16 protein-coding genes and 1 pseudogene are annotated in these 17,139 nt (G+C 67.9%); 3 read left to right on the top strand and 14 right to left on the bottom strand.

The genetic code is table 11. The annotated features are described in order from the left end of the window. Window positions 1–101: 101 nt before the first annotated feature. Both AC5Y49_RS09285 and aroC read right to left on the bottom strand, forming a co-directional pair. Window positions 102–617 (bottom strand): annotated as a pseudogene (locus AC5Y49_RS09285) (shikimate kinase); the annotation flags it as partial. Further along, window positions 617–1,822, bottom strand: coding sequence for a chorismate synthase (aroC, locus tag AC5Y49_RS09280; RefSeq protein WP_499886190.1), 1,206 nt, complete (start codon window positions 1,820–1,822; stop codon window positions 617–619). The pseudogene AC5Y49_RS09285 and the gene aroC, both read right to left, overlap by 1 nt. 220 nt (window positions 1,823–2,042) lie before the next feature. Here aroC and AC5Y49_RS09275 point away from each other — a divergent pair, with 220 nt between their 5' ends. Then, on the top strand, window positions 2,043–3,110 hold the full coding sequence (locus tag AC5Y49_RS09275) for a hypothetical protein (RefSeq protein WP_499886189.1): 1,068 nt from the start codon (window positions 2,043–2,045) through the stop codon (window positions 3,108–3,110). A gap of 93 nt (window positions 3,111–3,203) precedes the next feature. Here AC5Y49_RS09275 and AC5Y49_RS09270 read toward each other — a convergent pair whose 3' ends face one another. The 7 genes from AC5Y49_RS09270 to AC5Y49_RS09240 all read right to left on the bottom strand — a co-directional run bounded on the left by AC5Y49_RS09270 (window position 3,204) and on the right by AC5Y49_RS09240 (window position 10,377). After that, window positions 3,204–3,914: an Abi family protein gene (locus AC5Y49_RS09270; RefSeq protein ID WP_499886188.1), complete on the bottom strand. Its 711-nt coding sequence runs from the start codon at window positions 3,912–3,914 to the stop codon at window positions 3,204–3,206. A 249-nt stretch (window positions 3,915–4,163) separates the two neighbouring features. Further along, window positions 4,164–4,553: a prepilin peptidase gene (locus AC5Y49_RS09265; RefSeq protein WP_499886371.1), complete on the bottom strand. Its 390-nt coding sequence runs from the start codon at window positions 4,551–4,553 to the stop codon at window positions 4,164–4,166. 33 nt (window positions 4,554–4,586) lie between these two features. Then, window positions 4,587–5,432, bottom strand: a complete 846-nt coding sequence (locus tag AC5Y49_RS09260) for a shikimate dehydrogenase (protein WP_499886187.1) — start codon at window positions 5,430–5,432, stop codon at window positions 4,587–4,589. Continuing rightward, window positions 5,410–6,588: an endolytic transglycosylase MltG gene (locus AC5Y49_RS09255; RefSeq protein WP_499886186.1), complete on the bottom strand. Its 1,179-nt coding sequence runs from the start codon at window positions 6,586–6,588 to the stop codon at window positions 5,410–5,412. The genes AC5Y49_RS09260 and AC5Y49_RS09255 overlap by 23 nt, the downstream gene beginning before the upstream one ends. Window positions 6,589–6,697: 109 nt before the next feature. Continuing rightward, complete coding sequence (gene ruvX, locus AC5Y49_RS09250) at window positions 6,698–7,198, bottom strand: Holliday junction resolvase RuvX (RefSeq protein ID WP_499886185.1); 501 nt, start codon at window positions 7,196–7,198, stop codon at window positions 6,698–6,700. Further along, on the bottom strand, window positions 7,199–9,895 hold the full coding sequence (gene alaS / locus AC5Y49_RS09245; protein ID WP_499886183.1) for an alanine--tRNA ligase: 2,697 nt from the start codon (window positions 9,893–9,895) through the stop codon (window positions 7,199–7,201). A 92-nt stretch (window positions 9,896–9,987) separates the two neighbouring features. Continuing rightward, the gene (locus tag AC5Y49_RS09240; protein WP_499886369.1) at window positions 9,988–10,377 is read right to left on the bottom strand and encodes a secondary thiamine-phosphate synthase enzyme YjbQ; all 390 of its coding nucleotides are present in this window, start codon (window positions 10,375–10,377) and stop codon (window positions 9,988–9,990) included. A gap of 177 nt (window positions 10,378–10,554) precedes the next feature. Here AC5Y49_RS09240 and AC5Y49_RS09235 point away from each other — a divergent pair, with 177 nt between their 5' ends. Continuing rightward, window positions 10,555–11,175 (top strand): antibiotic biosynthesis monooxygenase, encoded by a 621-nt coding sequence (locus AC5Y49_RS09235; protein WP_499886367.1) that lies wholly within the window; start codon window positions 10,555–10,557, stop codon window positions 11,173–11,175. Between the two features lie 13 nt (window positions 11,176–11,188). Here AC5Y49_RS09235 and AC5Y49_RS09230 read toward each other — a convergent pair whose 3' ends face one another. Genes AC5Y49_RS09230 through AC5Y49_RS09215 form a run of 4 tightly spaced genes read right to left on the bottom strand, consistent with a single transcriptional unit; the run spans window position 11,189 to window position 14,982 of the window. Then, complete coding sequence (locus tag AC5Y49_RS09230; RefSeq protein WP_499886181.1) at window positions 11,189–11,524, bottom strand: hypothetical protein; 336 nt, start codon at window positions 11,522–11,524, stop codon at window positions 11,189–11,191. Further along, window positions 11,521–12,432: an HpcH/HpaI aldolase/citrate lyase family protein gene (locus AC5Y49_RS09225; RefSeq protein WP_499886179.1), complete on the bottom strand. Its 912-nt coding sequence runs from the start codon at window positions 12,430–12,432 to the stop codon at window positions 11,521–11,523. Before AC5Y49_RS09225 ends, AC5Y49_RS09230 begins: the two co-directional genes overlap by 4 nt. Before the next feature lie 16 nt (window positions 12,433–12,448). Then, window positions 12,449–13,633, bottom strand: a complete 1,185-nt coding sequence (locus tag AC5Y49_RS09220; RefSeq protein WP_499886365.1) for a CaiB/BaiF CoA transferase family protein — start codon at window positions 13,631–13,633, stop codon at window positions 12,449–12,451. Then, entirely contained in the window at window positions 13,633–14,982 is a 1,350-nt protein-coding gene (locus AC5Y49_RS09215) for an LLM class flavin-dependent oxidoreductase (protein WP_499886178.1), read from the bottom strand. The genes AC5Y49_RS09220 and AC5Y49_RS09215 overlap by 1 nt, the downstream gene beginning before the upstream one ends. A gap of 69 nt (window positions 14,983–15,051) precedes the next feature. Here AC5Y49_RS09215 and AC5Y49_RS09210 point away from each other — a divergent pair, with 69 nt between their 5' ends. Beyond that, entirely contained in the window at window positions 15,052–15,699 is a 648-nt protein-coding gene (locus AC5Y49_RS09210; RefSeq protein WP_499886176.1) for a GntR family transcriptional regulator, read from the top strand. A gap of 3 nt (window positions 15,700–15,702) precedes the next feature. Here the strand turns inward: AC5Y49_RS09210 and AC5Y49_RS09205 are convergent, their stop codons facing one another. After that, on the bottom strand, window positions 15,703–17,043 hold the full coding sequence (locus AC5Y49_RS09205; protein WP_499886174.1) for a replication-associated recombination protein A: 1,341 nt from the start codon (window positions 17,041–17,043) through the stop codon (window positions 15,703–15,705). Window positions 17,044–17,139: the final 96 nt, after the last annotated feature.

Here is a 17,139-nt window from a genome sequence, read left to right as displayed (position 1 = left end):
GGCGACGCCGGCTTTTGGGCTGCCGTGTCGGGGCTGTCGTCCAGCGCGGACGGCGCCGTGCGCCGCCACGGCGCGCGACGGCGACCGCGACCCGCCGTACCCGGGTCTTCGAGCCGCGACACGATGTAGTTGACGACAGCGCCGGGATTGCGGCGATTGGTGTTCACCCGGATGGTGGCGACGCGCCGGTACAGCGGAATCCGCTGCGACATCAGCGCTTTGAATTTCGAGCACTTCTCGGCCTCGTCTTTCGCGGCCAGCAACGGGCGCACGGTATTGCCGCCGGTGCGTCGCACCCCTTCGGCGGCGGTGATCTCCAGGAACACCACCGTGTGGCCGGCCAGCGCCTCGCGGACCCCCGGGGTGGTGACCGCGCCGCCGCCGAGCGACAGCACCCCGTCGTGATCGGCCAGCGCCTGACGGATGACCCGCTCCTCGATCCGACGGAATTCCTGCTCGCCGTCGGTGGCGAAGATATCGGCGATGCTGCGCCCGGTCTGCTGCTCGATCGCGGCGTCGGTGTCGAGCAACTCGACCCCGAGCGCTCTGGCCAGCCGTCGTCCGATGGTGGACTTGCCCGATCCGGGCAAGCCCACCAGCACGGCCCGCGGCGCCATTATCCCGACACCCGAGCTTCGGCGGCGGGTTGCCGCTCGGCGACAGTGCGCAGGTAAGCGTCGATGTTGCGGCGGGTTTCGGTCAGGGAATCGCCGCCGAACTTCTCCAGCACCGCACGGGCCAACACCAGCGCCACCATGGTCTCGACCACCACGCCGGCGGCCGGCACCGCGCACACATCGGAGCGCTGGTGTATGGCGACGGCCTCGTCACCGGTGGCCATGTCGACGGTGGCCAGTGCCCGCGGCACGGTGGAAATCGGCTTCATCGCCGCGCGCACCCGCAGCGGCTGGCCGTTGGTCATCCCGCCTTCCAGCCCGCCGGCCCGGTTGGTCGAGCGGACGATCCCGTCGGGACCGGGATACATCTCGTCGTGGGCACGGCTGCCGCGGCGGCGGGCGGTTTCAAACCCGTCCCCGATCCCCACGCCCTTGATCGCCTGGATGCCCATGACCGCGGCCGCAAGTTGGCTGTCGAGCCGGTTGTCGCCGCTGGTGAACGATCCAAGCCCGACCGGCAGGCCCACCGCCACGGCCTCCACCACGCCGCCGAGGGTGTCGCCGTCCTTTTTGGCGGCTTCGATCTCGGTGATCATGGCTTCCTCCGCCGCCTTGTCGTAGGCCCGCACCGGGCTGGCGTCGATCGCTGCGAGGTCTTCGGGCTGCGGCGGCGGGCCGTCGTAGGGCTCCGACGCGCCGATGGACACCACGTGGGAGAGCACTTCGACGCCGAGGGCCTGGCGCAAGAACAGCCGGGCGATGGTGCCGGCGGCGACGCGGGCGGCGGTCTCGCGGGCGCTGGCGCGCTCCAGCACCGGGCGGGCGTCGTCGAAGCCGTACTTGAGCATGCCGGCATAGTCGGCGTGGCCGGGCCGCGGCCGAGTCAGCGGCGCGTTGCGGGCAACCTCGAGCGCCGCCGCGTCGACCGGGTCGGCGGCCATCACCTCTTCCCACTTGGGCCATTCGGTGTTGGCGATCTCGACGGCGATCGGCCCGCCCAATGTGCTGCCGTGCCGGACCCCGGCCAGCACGGTGACCTGGTCGCGTTCGAACTTCATCCGCGCGCCGCGGCCGTAGCCCAGGCGCCGTCGGGCCAGTTGGTCGGCGATGTCCTCGGAGGTGACGGTGACCCCGGCGACCATGCCCTCCACCACGGCCACCAGCGCACGGCCGTGGGATTCACCAGCAGTGGTCCAACGCAACACGTGTCCCATCCTCCCACGCCGGGTTCTCGCCACCCAAAAGCCGGCGCGAACGCCCAACGTGAAGCTGTTGCGAAAAATGCGCCCGAATCTCGCAACGGCTTCACGTTCGGCGGGCGATGCGGTCTAGGCAATACCTTCCCAGCCGAAACACGCCTGAGCGCAGTCCGGCCAGCGTAGCGTCCCTGACGCTCAGCAACCGCGAGTGAGGAGCGCACTCGATATGGGACAGCAGTATCGGATAGCACATGTCGGCACCGGTTACACCGGCTCCATCGCGCTCCGACAAATCCTTAGGTCGCCACGTTTCAAGCTGGTCGGCCAACTCGTTCACAGCCACGACAAGGCCGGCAGAGACTCCGGCGAACTGGTCGACGAGGCCGCCGTTGGTGTGGTGGCCACTGACAGCCTTGATGATCTGCTTGCGCTCGACGCCGACTGCGTTAGCTACTTCGCAGCTGTATCCGGCCGCGAAGCTAGGGAGATAGCCGACCAGATATCCGCAATCCTCGCCAGCGGAAAAAATGTCGTGACACCGTCATATCACGCGTTATTTCACCCAGCCTCTCTTGACGACGCCGTAAGAGAAAAGCTGGAAGCGGCATGCCGGCAAGGGAACAGCTCCCTGCTGGCAACCGGTATCGCGCCGGGCTTCGCCACCGACATCCTTGCCGTGCACGCGGCGAGTATGTGTGAACTGCCCGCAAAGGTCTCTGTCGAGGAACGTATTCCGTGCGGGGCTTATCGGGTGCCCGGTTTCTTCGCCATGCTGGGCTTCGGTCGAACGGCTGAACAGGACGCGCAGATGTATCCGCCTGGATCAATGATCGCGACGGTCACCCCGCCCCTACGACTCCTGGCCCAAGGACTGGGCTTGCGGCTTGACGAAGTCCACGAGAACCGGGATATCGCGATTGCCGACCGTCATTACCGCTTCGACGCCGGTGAGATCCCGGCCGGCACGATCGCCAGTGTGCGGATGCGCTTCGACGGCATCGTCGATGGTCAGCAGCGGTTGCGTTATTCATCGATCTGGTCGATGCCCGATGAGGCGGTCGAAGACTGGCAGCCGGCGATTGCGCCTGGTAGCCCGACTAGACGGCTCACCCGAATTTCCGTCGAAGGCGATCCCCCGGTTCAGCTCGACTTCGCGCTCAATGGCGGCGAGTTGCCCGGCTCAACTGCTACCGCCGCCCGGGTGGTGAACGCAATCCCAGCAGTGTGTGCGGCCAACCCAGGTGTTCTCAGTGCGCTTGACCTGGTCGTAACCGCCCAAGCCGCGCCGAGCTAAGCGACCGGCGCCAGAGACGATCATCAATCACTGCCCCGCGAACGCGCGTTGTCGAGACACTCGGGAGCTCCGGGCCTTCGTATTGTCAGTAATTTACAGCGGAAGGTCACTCAGCTTGTCCCGCACACTGCTCGCCGCCGCGATGTAGTCGCGCAGCTCGGGCGAAATCAGGTAGGCAACCATTAACAGATCCGCAAGCCGGTCGAGCAGATGGTGGGTCGTCAGGCTCAGTACACCTTGCCCCGGCTCGCGCCGCAGTAGCGGTTCATGGTGTGCGATCCGGTTGCGGAGCTGATGCAGTCGACCGACCGGATCGTCCACCGCTCGCCGGCTGGTGCCAGGTCGGAAAGCCTTGTGTAGATGTGGAATCCACAGCGGATGGTGGTGCGCCGTTGTGGACAGGTAGCGCCAGAACCCAAACGTCAATTCGGCGATTACCTTGCCGGGTGGCGCACCAGGACCCCGTACGGCTCGCTCTATTTGCTCGCGCGGAGCACGGTTCGCATCAATTCGGGTGCCATCACGCGCTGCTCGCCACCGAACCGGAAACAGCCGGTATGGGTCGGTCGTCCAATGCGGCAGCCCCGCCGTTGTGCTAGCCGTGATCGCGGCGTCGTAAGCGTTGCGCAACGCCACTTCCAGGTGCGCCAAATCATGCAGAAATACAGCCGACAAGGCGGTGTTCCATTCGTAAAGTTCGAGCGCTCGTTGTCGATCCGCACCCACAGCCGCCAGATAGACCGCAAACCGCGGCTTCGACAGCCAGGCCTCCAACCATGTGCCAGGCTCCTCAGTGTCGGTCATTGCCGGTAGACTTCGTCGTGCACTGCCCCGGATGACCCCTGACCGTTACGGGTCATGTCGCCGGGGCTTTGTTCACTTCCGATGATTTTCTTCCGCTGCGGCAGCAACTGTGCGAGACAACGCCCCAGCGTCAACGGCGGCCTTGAGCCGTCGCCTACGACGACAACCGGCCTAGGTTCCGCTGGATCGGTCCCTGAATTGGGTCTGGCGTTGTCCATAGTCGACCTACCTACCAGGAAGGTACGACGACTACAGCGCCGCTAAGCCCACCGCCACCAGGGTGGCCAGGCACATCGCCGGGCCATGCGGCACGGTACGGACGCCCCGAAGCAAGGCGACCACGCCCGTCGCCGCGGTCAACAGCGGCGCGCCCAGCGCCGCCAATAACCACACCTCGACGCCGAAGCGGCCGGTAAGCGCGCCCAATGCGAGCGCCAGCTTCACATCTCCCCCGCCCAGCGCCGACGGCGACGCCAGATGCACCAGCAGGTACACGGCGGCCAGCGCCGAGCCGCCGGCCAACGCCGGCACACCGCGATCGGCGATGACGGCGGCCAACAGGATCACCACAGACCCGGGCAGCGTCAACCAGTTGGGCAGCCGCCGTCGGGCAAGGTCGTAGCCGGTCAGGCCAACCATCCACAACACCACCGCCGCCGTCACGGCGGGAGGCTAACCCAACGCCGCGGTCATCGCCGCTCGGGGCGCGGGTTGCCCTGTGAATAGCTCGACCTGCGCGAACGCCTGGTGCAACAGCATCTGGAGGCCACCGATCACCCGCCCGCCGGCCGCGGTCACCGCGGCGGCCAGCGGCGTCGGCCACGGGTCGTAGATCGCGTCCAACAGCACTGGCACCGAAGCGAACGTCGACGCGTACCGGGCGGCCACCCCGGCCGGCAGTGTATTGACCAGCAGGGCCGCTCCCGCCACCTCAGCACCTAACTCGCTGAACTGGGTGTCCACCCCGGCCCGGGCGCCCAACTGCACCAGTGGGGCTGCCTTGTCGGGGTTGCGCGCCACGACCGTGATGCGCTCAACTCCCAGCTCGGCCAACGCCACCACCACTGCGGGCGCGGTGCCGCCGGACCCGGACACCACCGCGTGCCCCACCGCGGTACCGAGCGCGCCGATGACGCCGTCGACGTCGGTGTTGTCAGCTCGCCAGCCGTCCGCTGTGCGCACCAGCGTGTTGGCCGAGCCGACCAGCTCGGCGCGCGGAGTCCGCTCATCGGCGAACGCCAGTGCGGCGAACTTTCCCGGCATCGTCACCGAGACGCCAACCCACTCCGGCCCGAAACCACCGACTACGCCGGGCAGCTCTTCAGCGCCGCATTCGATGCGGTCGTAGGTCCAGTCCTGCAGGCCCAACGCGCGATAGGCCGCCAAGTGCAACTGCGGCGAGCGCGAATGCGCGATCGGCGAGCCGAGGACGCCCGCCCGTCTAGCGCGCGGGGTCTGATTGCGCTCTTCGCCGCCGCGCTGCGCGCGGCTACGCTCATCGCGCGGAGTCGAGGACACCGTTGTGTTTGGCCAGCTCGATGTTGGCCAGATGCTGCTGGTAGTCCCGGGTGAACAGGGTGGTGCCTTGCGCGTCGATCGTGACGAAGTACAGCCAGTCACCGGGCTCGGGGTGCTCGGCAGCCGACAGGGCGTCGGTGCCGGGCGAACAGATCGGCGTCGCGGGCAGCCCCTCGGACATGTAGGTGTTCCACGGTGTGGACTGCGCGCGGTCGGCGTCGGTGGTGGCGACTTCCCGGCGGTCCAGCGGATAGTTCACCGTCGAGTCAAATTCCAGCGTGCGATGCTCCGCGAGCCTGTTGTAGATGACTTGAGCCACCTTCGGGAAATCCTCCGGCGTGGCCTCGCGTTGCACCAGCGACGCCACCACCAGCACGGCATGCGGTGACAGGTTCATCGCCTTGGCGGTATCGAGCAGCCCGGATTTGACGTAGTTCACCGCACTGGTACTGATCAGCGTCGACAGAATCGTCTGCGGGGAAGCCGACGGGTTGACGTTGAATGTGCCGGGCGCGATCAAGCCTTCGATCCGACGGTGATCGGCGCCCATCTGCGTCATCGGATCGACGGCCCACCCGGGCACTCCCAGCTTCGACGGCGGGGTGTCGGCGGCCGCGGTCCGCAGGTCGGTCACCGACGCGCAATGCCGGTCCCCGTCGAGTTCCACACAGGTGGCCCGGGAGATCAGGGTGAAAATGCCGGGCGTCGCGGCGTTGGTCTTGACGTCGGTGGTGTCGTCGAGTTGACGGCCCTCGGGGATGACCAGCCTGCCCACCCGGCTGTCGGGGTCGGTGAGTCTTTCGACCGCCGACGAGGCGGGAATTTCGGTGCGCATCCGGTAGAAGCCGGGCTGAATGGCCGAGATGGCGGAATTGCCGTGCGCGGCGTCGATGAACGCCCGGACCGTGCGGATCACGCCGCGATCGTGGAGAGTCTCGCCGATCGCGGTGGTCGAGTCGCCGGCCTGGACCTGGATGACCACATCCTGTTTGCCGCTGCCGCGGTAGTCGGTCGACGAACCGAAGGTGTGCCACAACTTGGAACCGACGAAGACGGCCGCGATGACCACGACGATCAGCAGGACCGCGGCAAATCCGCCGACGATGCGTCGACGCCGGCGGCCGCGCTCGGCGCGGATCCGCTCGGCGCGCGTCATCGTGCGGCGAGCGGGCCCAACCGCAACAGGTCCTGGTCGCGACCCGCTGCGCCCGGCTTCGCCGGGCTGGCGATCGCGACGAGGCTGGGCCCGGCCGCGTCCGGCGCCGTCATGCACCGTCGACCTCCCCTGGCGGGGAGACGCGGCGTTGGTCGAGCCACCCCTGCAAGATCGCCACTGCCGCCGCCTGGTCGATAACTCCACGCTGGCCCTTGGCCCGGACGCCCGCCTCCCGCAGCGATCGCTGCGCGGCGACCGTCGTCAGCCGCTCGTCGGCCAGCCGCACCGGAATGGGCGCGATCCGGCGGGCCAGCAGATCGGCCAACTCGATCGCGTCGCGCGCCGATGGGCCGGTGCGGTCGGCCAGGGTGCGCGGCAGCCCGACGACCACCTCGACCGCGTCGAGCTCGGCGACCAGCTCACCGAGCCGGCGCAGATGGCCGCCACCCCGGTCGCGACGCACGGTCTCCACCGGGGTGGCCAGGATCCCGTCCGGGTCACTGCACGCCACGCCGATGCGCACACTGCCGGCATCGACACCCAGCCGCCGGCCCCGTCCGGGATCGTCCCGGCCGGGCCGATCCGGCAGGCGGTGCGCTGTGGTATCCACTCAGCTGACCCGCGCTATCTGCGCCCGCAGCGCGTCGAGTGCAGCGTCGATGCCCGCCGGGTCCTTGCCCGAGCCCTGGGCAAGATCCGGCTTGCCTCCGCCGCGCCCCGCGACCGCTCCGGCCAGCTGCTTGACCAGGTCATCGGCGTGGATCCCGAGGTCCTGGGCGGCCGGGTTGGCGGCGACCGCATACGGCACCGTGCCGCTGTCGCCCTCGGCGATCAACGCGACGACGGCGGGATCGTTGCCGAGTTTTCCGCGGATGTCGCCGACCAGCGAACGCAAATCACCGGCCGTCATTCCCGCCGACATCCGCTGCGCCACCACACGCACGTTACCGATGCGCTGTGCGCCGGCTGCGGCGTTCACCGCAGCGGCGCGGGCATTCGCCAGCCGGGCACGTTCGAGCTCCTTCTCGGCGGCTTTGAGGCGCTCGACCAGGTTGGCCACCCGGGCGGGCACCTCCTCCGAGGGCACCTTGAGCGACGACGCCAGCCCCGCCATCAGCGCGCGTTCCTTGGCCAGGTGCTTGAACGATTCCAATCCGACGTAGGCCTCCACCCGGCGCACCCCGGAACCCACCGAGGATTCACCCAGAATGGTCACCGGACCGATCTGCGCCGAATTGTGCACGTGCGTCCCGCCGCAGAGTTCCAGCGAGAATGGCCCACCGATTTCCACGACCCGCACCTCGTCGGGGTAGCTTTCGCCGAACAGCGCCAGCGCGCCCATCGCCTTGGCCTTGTCGAGTTGTTCGGTGAACGTGTGCACTTCGAAATCGGCCTGCACCGCCTGGTTGGTCACTTCCTCGATTTGGCTGCGCTGCTCGTCGGTCAACGCGCCCTGCCAATTGAAGTCGAACCGCAGATAGCCCGGCCGATTCAGCGAGCCGGCCTGAACAGCGTTGGGTCCCAGTACTTGTCGCAATGCGGCGTGCACCATGTGGGTGCCCGAGTGTCCCTGGGTGGCACCCTTGCGCCAACCGGCGTCTACCGCCGCGACGACAGTGTCGCCCTCGACGAATTCGCCGGACTCCACGTTGACGCGGTGCACCCACAGGGTTTTGGCGACCTTTTGCACGTCGGTCACTGTCGCGCGGGCGGTCTCGCCGGCGCCGGTGCCGCTGATCGTCCCGGAATCGGCGACCTGCCCGCCCGATTCGGCATAGAGCGGAGTGCGGTCCAGGACCAGTTCAACGGCGCCTGCTGCCCCTTCTGGGCCATGCGCGATCACCGGGACCCGTTTGCCGTCGACGAAGATACCCAGAATCCGCGCCTCCGAGGTCAACTCGTCGAAGCCGGTGAACTCGGTGGGGCCGGCGTCCACCAACTCGCGGTAGGCGCTCAGGTCGGCGTGTGCGTGTTTGCGCGCGGCGGCGTCGGCTTTGGCGCGACCGCGCTGCTCGGCCATCAACTCCCGGAAGCCGGCTTCGTCGACCTGCAGCCCAGCTTCGGCGGCCATCTCGAGGGTGAGCTCGATCGGAAATCCGTAGGTGTCGTGCAGGGTGAACGCATCCGGTCCGGCCAGCACCGTGGCACCCGAGGCTTTGGTGGCGCCGGCCACCTCCTCGAACAGCCGGGATCCCGACGCCAGCGTGCGGTTGAACGCGGTTTCCTCGGCCACCGCGATCCGGTTGATCCGGTCGAAGTCGGCGACGAGTTCTGGGTACGACGGGCCCATCGCGTCGCGGACGGTGGCCATCAGGTCACCGACGATGGGGTCCTCGATGCCCAGCAGTTTGGCCGAGCGGATCACCCGGCGCAGCAGCCGGCGCAGCACGTAGCCGCGGCCGTCGTTGCCGGGGCTGACTCCGTCGCCGATCAGGATCGCCGCGGTGCGGCTGTGGTCGGCGATGATCCGGTAACGCACATCGTCGTCAGCGTTGCCGACATCATATTGACGAGGTGCGCGTGCGGCCACGACATCGATGACCGGGCGCAGCAGGTCGGTTTCGTAGACGTTGTGCACGCCCTGCAGCAGAAACGCGACCCGCTCGACCCCCATGCCGGTGTCGATGTTCTTGCGCGGCAACGGTCCGAGGATCTCGAAATCTTCCTTGGTGGTGCCTTCGCCGCGCTCGTTTTCCATGAACACGAGATTCCAGATCTCGATGTAGCGTTCCTCGTTGACCGCTGGGCCGCCCTCGACGCCGAACTCCGAACCCCGGTCGTAGTAGATCTCCGAGGACGGGCCGCACGGCCCGGGAATGCCCATCGACCAGTAGTTGTCGGCCATCCCGCGGCGCTGGATCCGCTCGGCCGGCAGGCCGGCGACCTCCTGCCACAATTGTGCGGCGTCGTCATCGTCGAAATAGACTGTGGCCCACATTCTTTCCGGATCCAGGCCATATCCACCATCGGCGACGCTGTTGGTCAGCAGACTCCAGGCCAATTCGATGGCGCCACGCTTGAAATAGTCGCCGAACGAGAAATTGCCGGCCATCTGAAAAAATGTGTTGTGCCGGGTCGTGATGCCCACCTCGTCGATATCCGGCGTGCGGATGCACTTCTGGATGCTGGTGGCCGTCGGGTACGGCGGAGTGCGCTGCCCCAAAAAGAACGGCACGAACTGGACCATGCCGGCGTTGACGAACAGCAAGTTGGGGTCGTCGAGGATCACCGAAGCACTGGGCACCTCGGTGTGGCCCGCTTTCACGAAATGATCGAGGAACCGTTTCCTGATCTCGTGTGTCTGCACGTGTCCGTCGCTGTCCTAGTAATTAAATCGACCGCATTACCTTACCGGCCTGCACAGATCGGCGATCGTGCCGACCGGCCCCGCCCGGATGGCTATCCGCCGACGAAACTCAACCGCACCGACCGCTTGGGGTTATCCCGGTTGAGGTCGACGAGGACCACGCTCTGCCAGGTGCCCAGCAGCGGTTCGCCACCGGCTACCGGCACCGTCACCGACGGCGCCACCAGGGCCGGCAGCACATGGTCGGCGCCGTGGCCCGGTGAACCGTGCGCATGCCGGTAGCGGTCGTCACGGGGCAGCAACCGCTCCAGCGTGTCGACGAGGTCGTCGTCGGAACCGGCGCCGGTCTCGATGATCGCCACCCCGGCCGTCGCGTGCGGAACGAACACGTTGCACAGCCCGTCTGCGCGCGCAGCGCAAAACGCGCGCACCGCCTCGGTCAAATCCACGACGCGGCGACGCTTGGTGTCCACCTCCAGCACATCGCTGTCCACGTTGACCAGCCTACGGGCCGCACTCGGCTACCTCCCAATCGCAAGCCCCCGACCCGCCGCAAAACCATTGCGACGCTTATCCGGTTGGAGGAAGGTGGTTACTGGACCGGTGGCGCCACCGGGGCGCTGCCGCCAAGCGGATTCGACCAGAAAGGGAGGGTGATCGTGTACGCGCGCTCTACCACCATCGAGGCGCAGCCGTCGTCCATCGACGCGGGCGTCGCGCACGTTCGTGATGTGGTCATGCCCACACTCCAGCAGATCGACGGATGTGTCGGTGTGTCGTTGTTGGTCGATCGTCAGGCCGGTCGCTGCATCGCGACCAGTTCTTGGGAGACCCAACAGGCGATGCAGGCCAGCGCCGAGCGAGTACGGCCGGTTCGTGATCAGGCCGCCGAGGCGTTCGGCGGTAGCCCGACCGTCGACGACTGGGAGATCGCCGTGCTGCACCGCGACCACCACTCCGGTCCGGGCGCCTGTGTGCGGGCCACCTGGCTCAAGGTGCGGCCCGATCAATTCGACAAGGCCATCGCGTTCTACCGGGAGTCGGTGCTGCCCGCGATCGAGGAACTGGAGGGTTTCTGCAGCGCCAGCCTGATGCTGGACCGCGCCTCCTGGCGGGCGGTGTCGTCGTCGACGTTCGACAGCGTTGAGGCGATGGAGCGCAACGGGGATGCGGCCCGTTCACTGCGCACTTCCCGGCTTCGCGACCTGGGCACCGACCAGTACGACGTCGGTGAGTTCGAGCTGGCGCTGGCCCACCTGCGGGTGCCCGAGCTGGTCTGATCCGGGCTGAGCCTCACGGCAGCGCGTCGCCGGGGAATCCCCGGCACGGGTGCACCTCGTAGCTGAACACCCCGGCCGCCACGCCGGGGTCGTCGTCCATGACCGCGATGGTCTCGTCGACGCTGCCGGTGAAGACCCCGACGCCGCACACCTGCGAACCATCGGTGACCGGCAGCACGACCGCAAGCACGCCGTCGTGGCGCAACCCGAAGTTGCGCCGCCCGTGCTCCCAGATAATGGCCGGCGACGCGTCGTCGGCGAAGTTCGGTCCCTGCTTGATGATGACGACGCTGTAGGCCTTGGCGGCCGGCAGCAGCGAGTTCATCTCGTCGTCGGTGAAAGTCTTCATCCGCTGCCCCTCCCGTCGATCAGGGCGGCGCGCGCCAGCGTCGCCTGCGCCATCTTGACATGGGCGGCGTCGACCAGGACCCCATTGACGCCGACCGCGCCCAGCCCCTTGTCCTCGCCGTCGCGATAGGCGGCGACGTTGCGCTCCGCGAGCTCGATCTCGGCCGGCGTCGGCGCATACACCTGGTTAGCGACCGGGACCTGGCTGGGGTGAATCGCCCACTTGCCGGTGTAGCCGAGCAGCCCGGCCCGCCGCGCGTCGCGCTCATACCCGTCGAGGTCGTGGTAGTCGGGATAGGGCGCGTCAATCGCTTCGATACCGGCGATGCGGGCAGCGACCAACACCTTGTTGCGCGCGTAGTGCCAAAAATCGCCCGGGTAGTCGCCGAGCGGGACGAAATTGGTGTCCACCCTGGCTCCTTGGGACAGCGAGAAGTCGCCGACCCCGAAGATCAACGCGTCCAGCCTGGGGCTGGCCGCCGCGATCTGCTCGGCGTTGGCCAGGCCTTCGACTTCCTCGATCAGCACCTCGAGGGCGATCGGGCGCCGCAGCCCCAGCTTGGCTTCCAGCTGGGTCAGCAGCACGTCGACCCACCAGACGTCGCGGGCGGTGCGGGCTTTGGGGACGATGATTGTGTCGAGGTGCTCGCGCGCCTGGGTGACGACCTCGATGATGTCGTCGTGGCACCACGGGGTGTCCAGGCCGTTGATGCGAATCGCTCGAACGGTGCGTCCCCAGTCTAATTCTCTCAGCGCCGCAATGGCTTTGGCGCGGGATGTTTCTTTGTGCGCCGGCGCGACGGCGTCCTCGAGATCGAGGAACACCAGGTCGGCACCGGAGGCGGCGGCGTGGGCGAACATGTGGTCGTTGCTGGCGGGGACGGCCAGCTCCGAGCGGCGCAACAGCATCGGTGGATCTCCTTGGTCACAGCACGCCGCGGGCGTGCAGGTCGTCGATTTCGGTGGTGGTCAGGCCGAGCAGCTCGCCGTAGACCTCGGCGTTGTGCTCGCCGAGTCGGGGACCGAGGTGCTCGACGCGGCCGGGTGCTGCGGAGAACCGCGGCACCGGTGCCTGCACGGTCATGGCGCCCAGTTGATCGTCGTCGACTTCGACGAACACTTCGCGGTGGGTCAGCTGCTCGTCGGCGACCAGGTCGGTGATGTCGTAAATCGGTGCGGCGGCGACGTTTTCAGCGTCCAGGATTTTCATGGCGTCGGTCAGTGTCTTGCCGGCCACCCAGTCGGCGACCACCTGGTCGACCTCGTGGGCCCGCGCCAGTCGCCGCTGCGGATCGGCGAAGTCGGCGTCGTCGACCAGGTCAGCGCGCCCGATGGCCCGAAACACCCGCAGCGCCAACGCCGGTGAACTGCCCGACATCGCCAGCCAGCGTCCATCGGCGGTGCGGTAGGTGTTGCGCGGCGCCGAGATGTCCCAGCGGTTGCCCGCCCGGCTGGGCACCAGCCCGAGTTGGTCGTAGCCCAGCAGCGTCTGCTCCAACAGCCGCGCCAGCGGATCGATCAGGTTGACATCGATCAACTGGCCGGATGCCCCATGTACGTCGCGGTGATACAGCGCCATCATTACCGCGTAGGCGGCGTTCAGTGACGCCACCCCGTCGGCCAGCATGAATGGCGGCAGCGTGGGCGGCCCGTCGGCCTGGCCGGTGATGTTGGCGAACCCGCTCATCGCCTCGCCGAGTGTGCCGAAGCCGGGCCGGTCGCTTTTCGGGCCGGACAGGCCATATCCAGTGATGTGCAGCATGATGATCCGGTCGTTGACCTTGCGCAGCGCGGCGTAGTCCAACCCCCAGTTCGCCAATGTCGAGGGCCGGGTGTTGGCGATCACGACGTCGGCCTGCCCGGCCAGGCGACGCAACAGCGCTTGACCCTCGGCAACCCGCAGGTCGCAAGTGATCGACCGCTTGTTGCGCGACACCGACTTCCACATCAGCCCGACCCCGTCGCGCTGGTGTCCCCAGCCGCGGATCGGGTCTCCGCCGCCCGGCTGTTCGACCTTGACGACGTCGGCGCCGAACTCACCGAGGTAGGTGGCCACCAGCGGTGCGGCCGCGAGCGTGGCGACGTCGAGCACCCGGATGCCGTCGAGCATCATGCGCTGAGGCAGGCCGGCCGCTGCAAACCCAGGTGGTCGCGCAGGGTCGCGCCGTCATAGCCGGTGCGAAACAGGCCTCGGCGCTGCAACTCGGGGACCACCATCCGCACCACGTCTTCGAACGCCCCGGGCAAATGCGTTGCAGCCAAGACGAATCCGTCGCATGCACCAGTGTGGAACCACTCCTCCATCTGGTCGGCGACCTGCGTGCCGGTGCCGACGAAGCGGGGCCCCTGCAGCAGGGTGGCGCGGTGGCCGGCCAGGTCGCGCAGCGTGACGGTGTCGCCGCCGATGTGGGTGCGCAGGTTCTGCACCAGCCCGCGGATACCGGATACCGATGCGATCAGCTCGTCGGTGATCGGGTCGTCGAGGTCGTGGCGGGAGAAGTCGTAGTTCATCAGCTCGGACAGCAGGGTGAGCGACGCCATCGGATGCACCAGGTCGTTGAGGAAGACCTGTTCGCGGTGCTTGGCGTGATCCTCGGACTCGCCGACCACCGCATAGGCCATCGGGCACAGCTTGACCGACTCCGGGTCGCGGCCGGTGGCGGCGATCCGCTCCTTCTGGTCGGCGTAGTGGCTGCGGGCCACCTCGAGGCCCGGGTCGCCGGTGAAGATCAAATCCGCCCAGCGCGAAGCGAATTCACGGCCCCGCCCCGACGAACCGGCCTGGATGATCACCGGCCGCCCCTGCGGGCCGCGTGGCACGGTCAGCGGCCCGCGCACCGAGAAGTACTCGCCGACGTGGCCGAGCTCATGCACCTTGTCCGGGTCGGCGTAGTGCCCGCCGGCCCGGTCGTGCAGCACCGCGTCGTCCTCCCAGGTGTCCCACAGGCCGACCACGGCGTCGAGGAACTCGTCGGCGCGGTCGTAGCGCGCGTCATGGCCCAGATGCGCGTCGACGCCGAAGTTCTGGGCCTCGCTGTCGTTGACCGAGGTGACTACGTTCCAGGCCGCGCGACCGCCCGACAGGTGATCGAGGGTGGCGAACGTGCGGGCCACATGAAACGGCGGGTAGTAAGTGGTCGAGCAGGTCGCGCCCAACCCGATGCGTGATGTCGCCTGGGCGAGCACCCCGAGCACGATGGACAAGTCCAGCTTCACCGGCCGCGCGCCATAGCGCACCGCGTCGGCGACCGAGCCGCCGTAGATTCCCGGCATCGCCAGCCGGTCGTCGAAGAACATCAGGTCGAAGCAGCCCTCTTCGAGTTGCCGACCGATCTTGGCGTAATAGGAGGCGTCCAGGTAGCGGTGCTCGGTGGCGGGGTGGCGCCATGATCCCGCGTACACCGAGCTGTTGCCGGCCTGCATGAAGGCGACGAGCGCCATCTGTCGTGTGGTGGTCATGTTCTGATGTCTAACATCTGATATATCAGATTTCAAGTGTTAGATGCCTGATTCGGCTACAGTCACGCTATGACCAGCAGTGACGTCGATATCGCCGGTACCGTGCGGGAGCGCGCGGCGCGGGAGTTGCGCGACCGCATCCTCACCGGCACGCTGCCCGCCGGCACCCGGCTCGACCTCGACGCGATCACCAAAGAGTTCGCCACCAGCCGGACCCCGGTGCGCGAGGCGCTGCTGGAGTTGTCCTACGACGGGTTGGTGCGGGTAGCGCCGCGCAGCGGCGTCACGGTAATCGGCATCCGCCCCGACGACGTGCTCGACAGCTTCACCATTCTCGGCGTGTTAACCGGTCAGGCCGCGGCGTGGGCGGCGCAGCGGGTCACCCCCGAGGGCATCGAGCGGTTGCGCGAGTTGGCTACCGACGTGGAATCGCGCGCTGGGGAAGGCCGCATCGTCGACGCGAATTGGCGGTTTCATCGCGAGATCCACCGGGCGGCGCACTCGCCGCGGCTGATGGCACAGATCCGCCAGGCCGTGCGAGTGGTGCCGTCGAACTTCCTGGCGGTGTTTCCCGAACACGAGCATCACGCGCTGGACGACCACCAGGCCCTGGTCGCCGCCCTCGGCGACGGCGATGCCGAGCGCGCCCGCGATATCGCCGAACGCCATGTGCTGGACGCCGGCCGCTCGCTGGCCAGCTCGCTGGCGGCGGACTAGCAGCTAGCCGCGTTTGCCGCGGATGATCGCGCGCAGCCGTTCCAGCCGGCCGGCGATTTCGCGTTCAGCGCCGCGCGCGGTCGGGCGGTAATAGTCCGAACCGACTATTTCGTTCGGCGGATACTGCTGCGCGACAACGCCATCCGGATGGTCGTGGGAGTATTTGTAGCCCTGGGCATTGCCCAGCGCCGCGGCACCCGAATAGTGGCCATCACGCAGATGCGGCGGCACCAGGCCGGCCTTGCCGGCCTTGATGTCAGCCATCGCCGCGCCCAGCGCGGTGGTCACCGCGTTCGACTTGGGTGCGGTGGCCAGGTGCACGGTGGCATGCGCGAGCGTCAACTGGGCTTCGGGCATGCCTATCAGCTGGACGGTCTGCGCCGCGGCGACGGCAGTCTGCAGAGCGGCCGGGTCTGCCATCCCGATGTCCTCGCTGGCCAGGATCATCAGCCGGCGGGCGATGAACCGCGGGTCCTCACCGGCGACGAGCATCCGCGCCAGGTAGTGCAGCGCGGCATCGACGTCGGAGCCGCGCACCGACTTGATGAACGCGCTGATGACGTCGTAGTGCTGGTCGCCGTCGCGGTCGTAGCGGACAGCGGCCTCGTCCAGGGACTGCTCGATCGTCTCGACGCTGACCTGCTCCCCCGCCTCGGCCGCCACCTCCAGCGCCGTCAGCGCGCGGCGGGCGTCGCCGGCGGCCAGCCGCACCAGTAACTCGACCGCATCAGCGGCCGCTTGGACGCGACCGTTCAGGCCGCGCGGGTCCTCGATGGCGCGCTGCACCACAGTGCGGATGTCGTCGGTGGAAAGTGGCCGCAGCTGCAGGATCAATGACCGCGACAGCAGCGGCGCCACCACCGAGAACGACGGGTTCTCGGTGGTCGCAGCCACCAGCAGCACCACCCGGTTCTCCACGGCCGAGAGCAGCGCATCCTGCTGCGTCTTGGAGAACCTGTGCACCTCGTCGATGAACAGCACAGTTTGCTCGCCGTGCGCGGCGGCGCGGCGCGCCAGATCGATCACCGCCCGGACTTCCTTCACGCCGGCCGACAGCGCCGAGAGCGCCTCGAACCGTCGGCCGGTGGCCTGCGAGATCAACGCCGCCAGCGTGGTCTTCCCGCTACCGGGCGGACCGTAGAGGATGGCCGACGCCACGCCCGAGCCCTCGACCAGTCGGCGCAGCGGCGAACCGGATTGCAACAGGTGATCCTGACCGACCACCTCGTCGAGGGTTGCCGGCCGCATGCGCACCGCCAGCGGCGCAGCCGCCGACCCGTCGTGAGCGGGTTCGGTGAGGCTCGCCGGGACGTCGAACAGACCGTCGGACACGAACTCAGGCATACCACGTCGCCGTCGACGGCGCGTTCCCGGCGATGAGCACGAATTGTTGTTACGTTCGGCGGACGCGATATTTCAGCCCACCAGCTAGGAGCGGCA

The organism is Mycobacterium sp. NGS62 (assembly GCF_059812285.1).
This window is presented reverse-complemented; position numbering and strand designations above follow the sequence as displayed.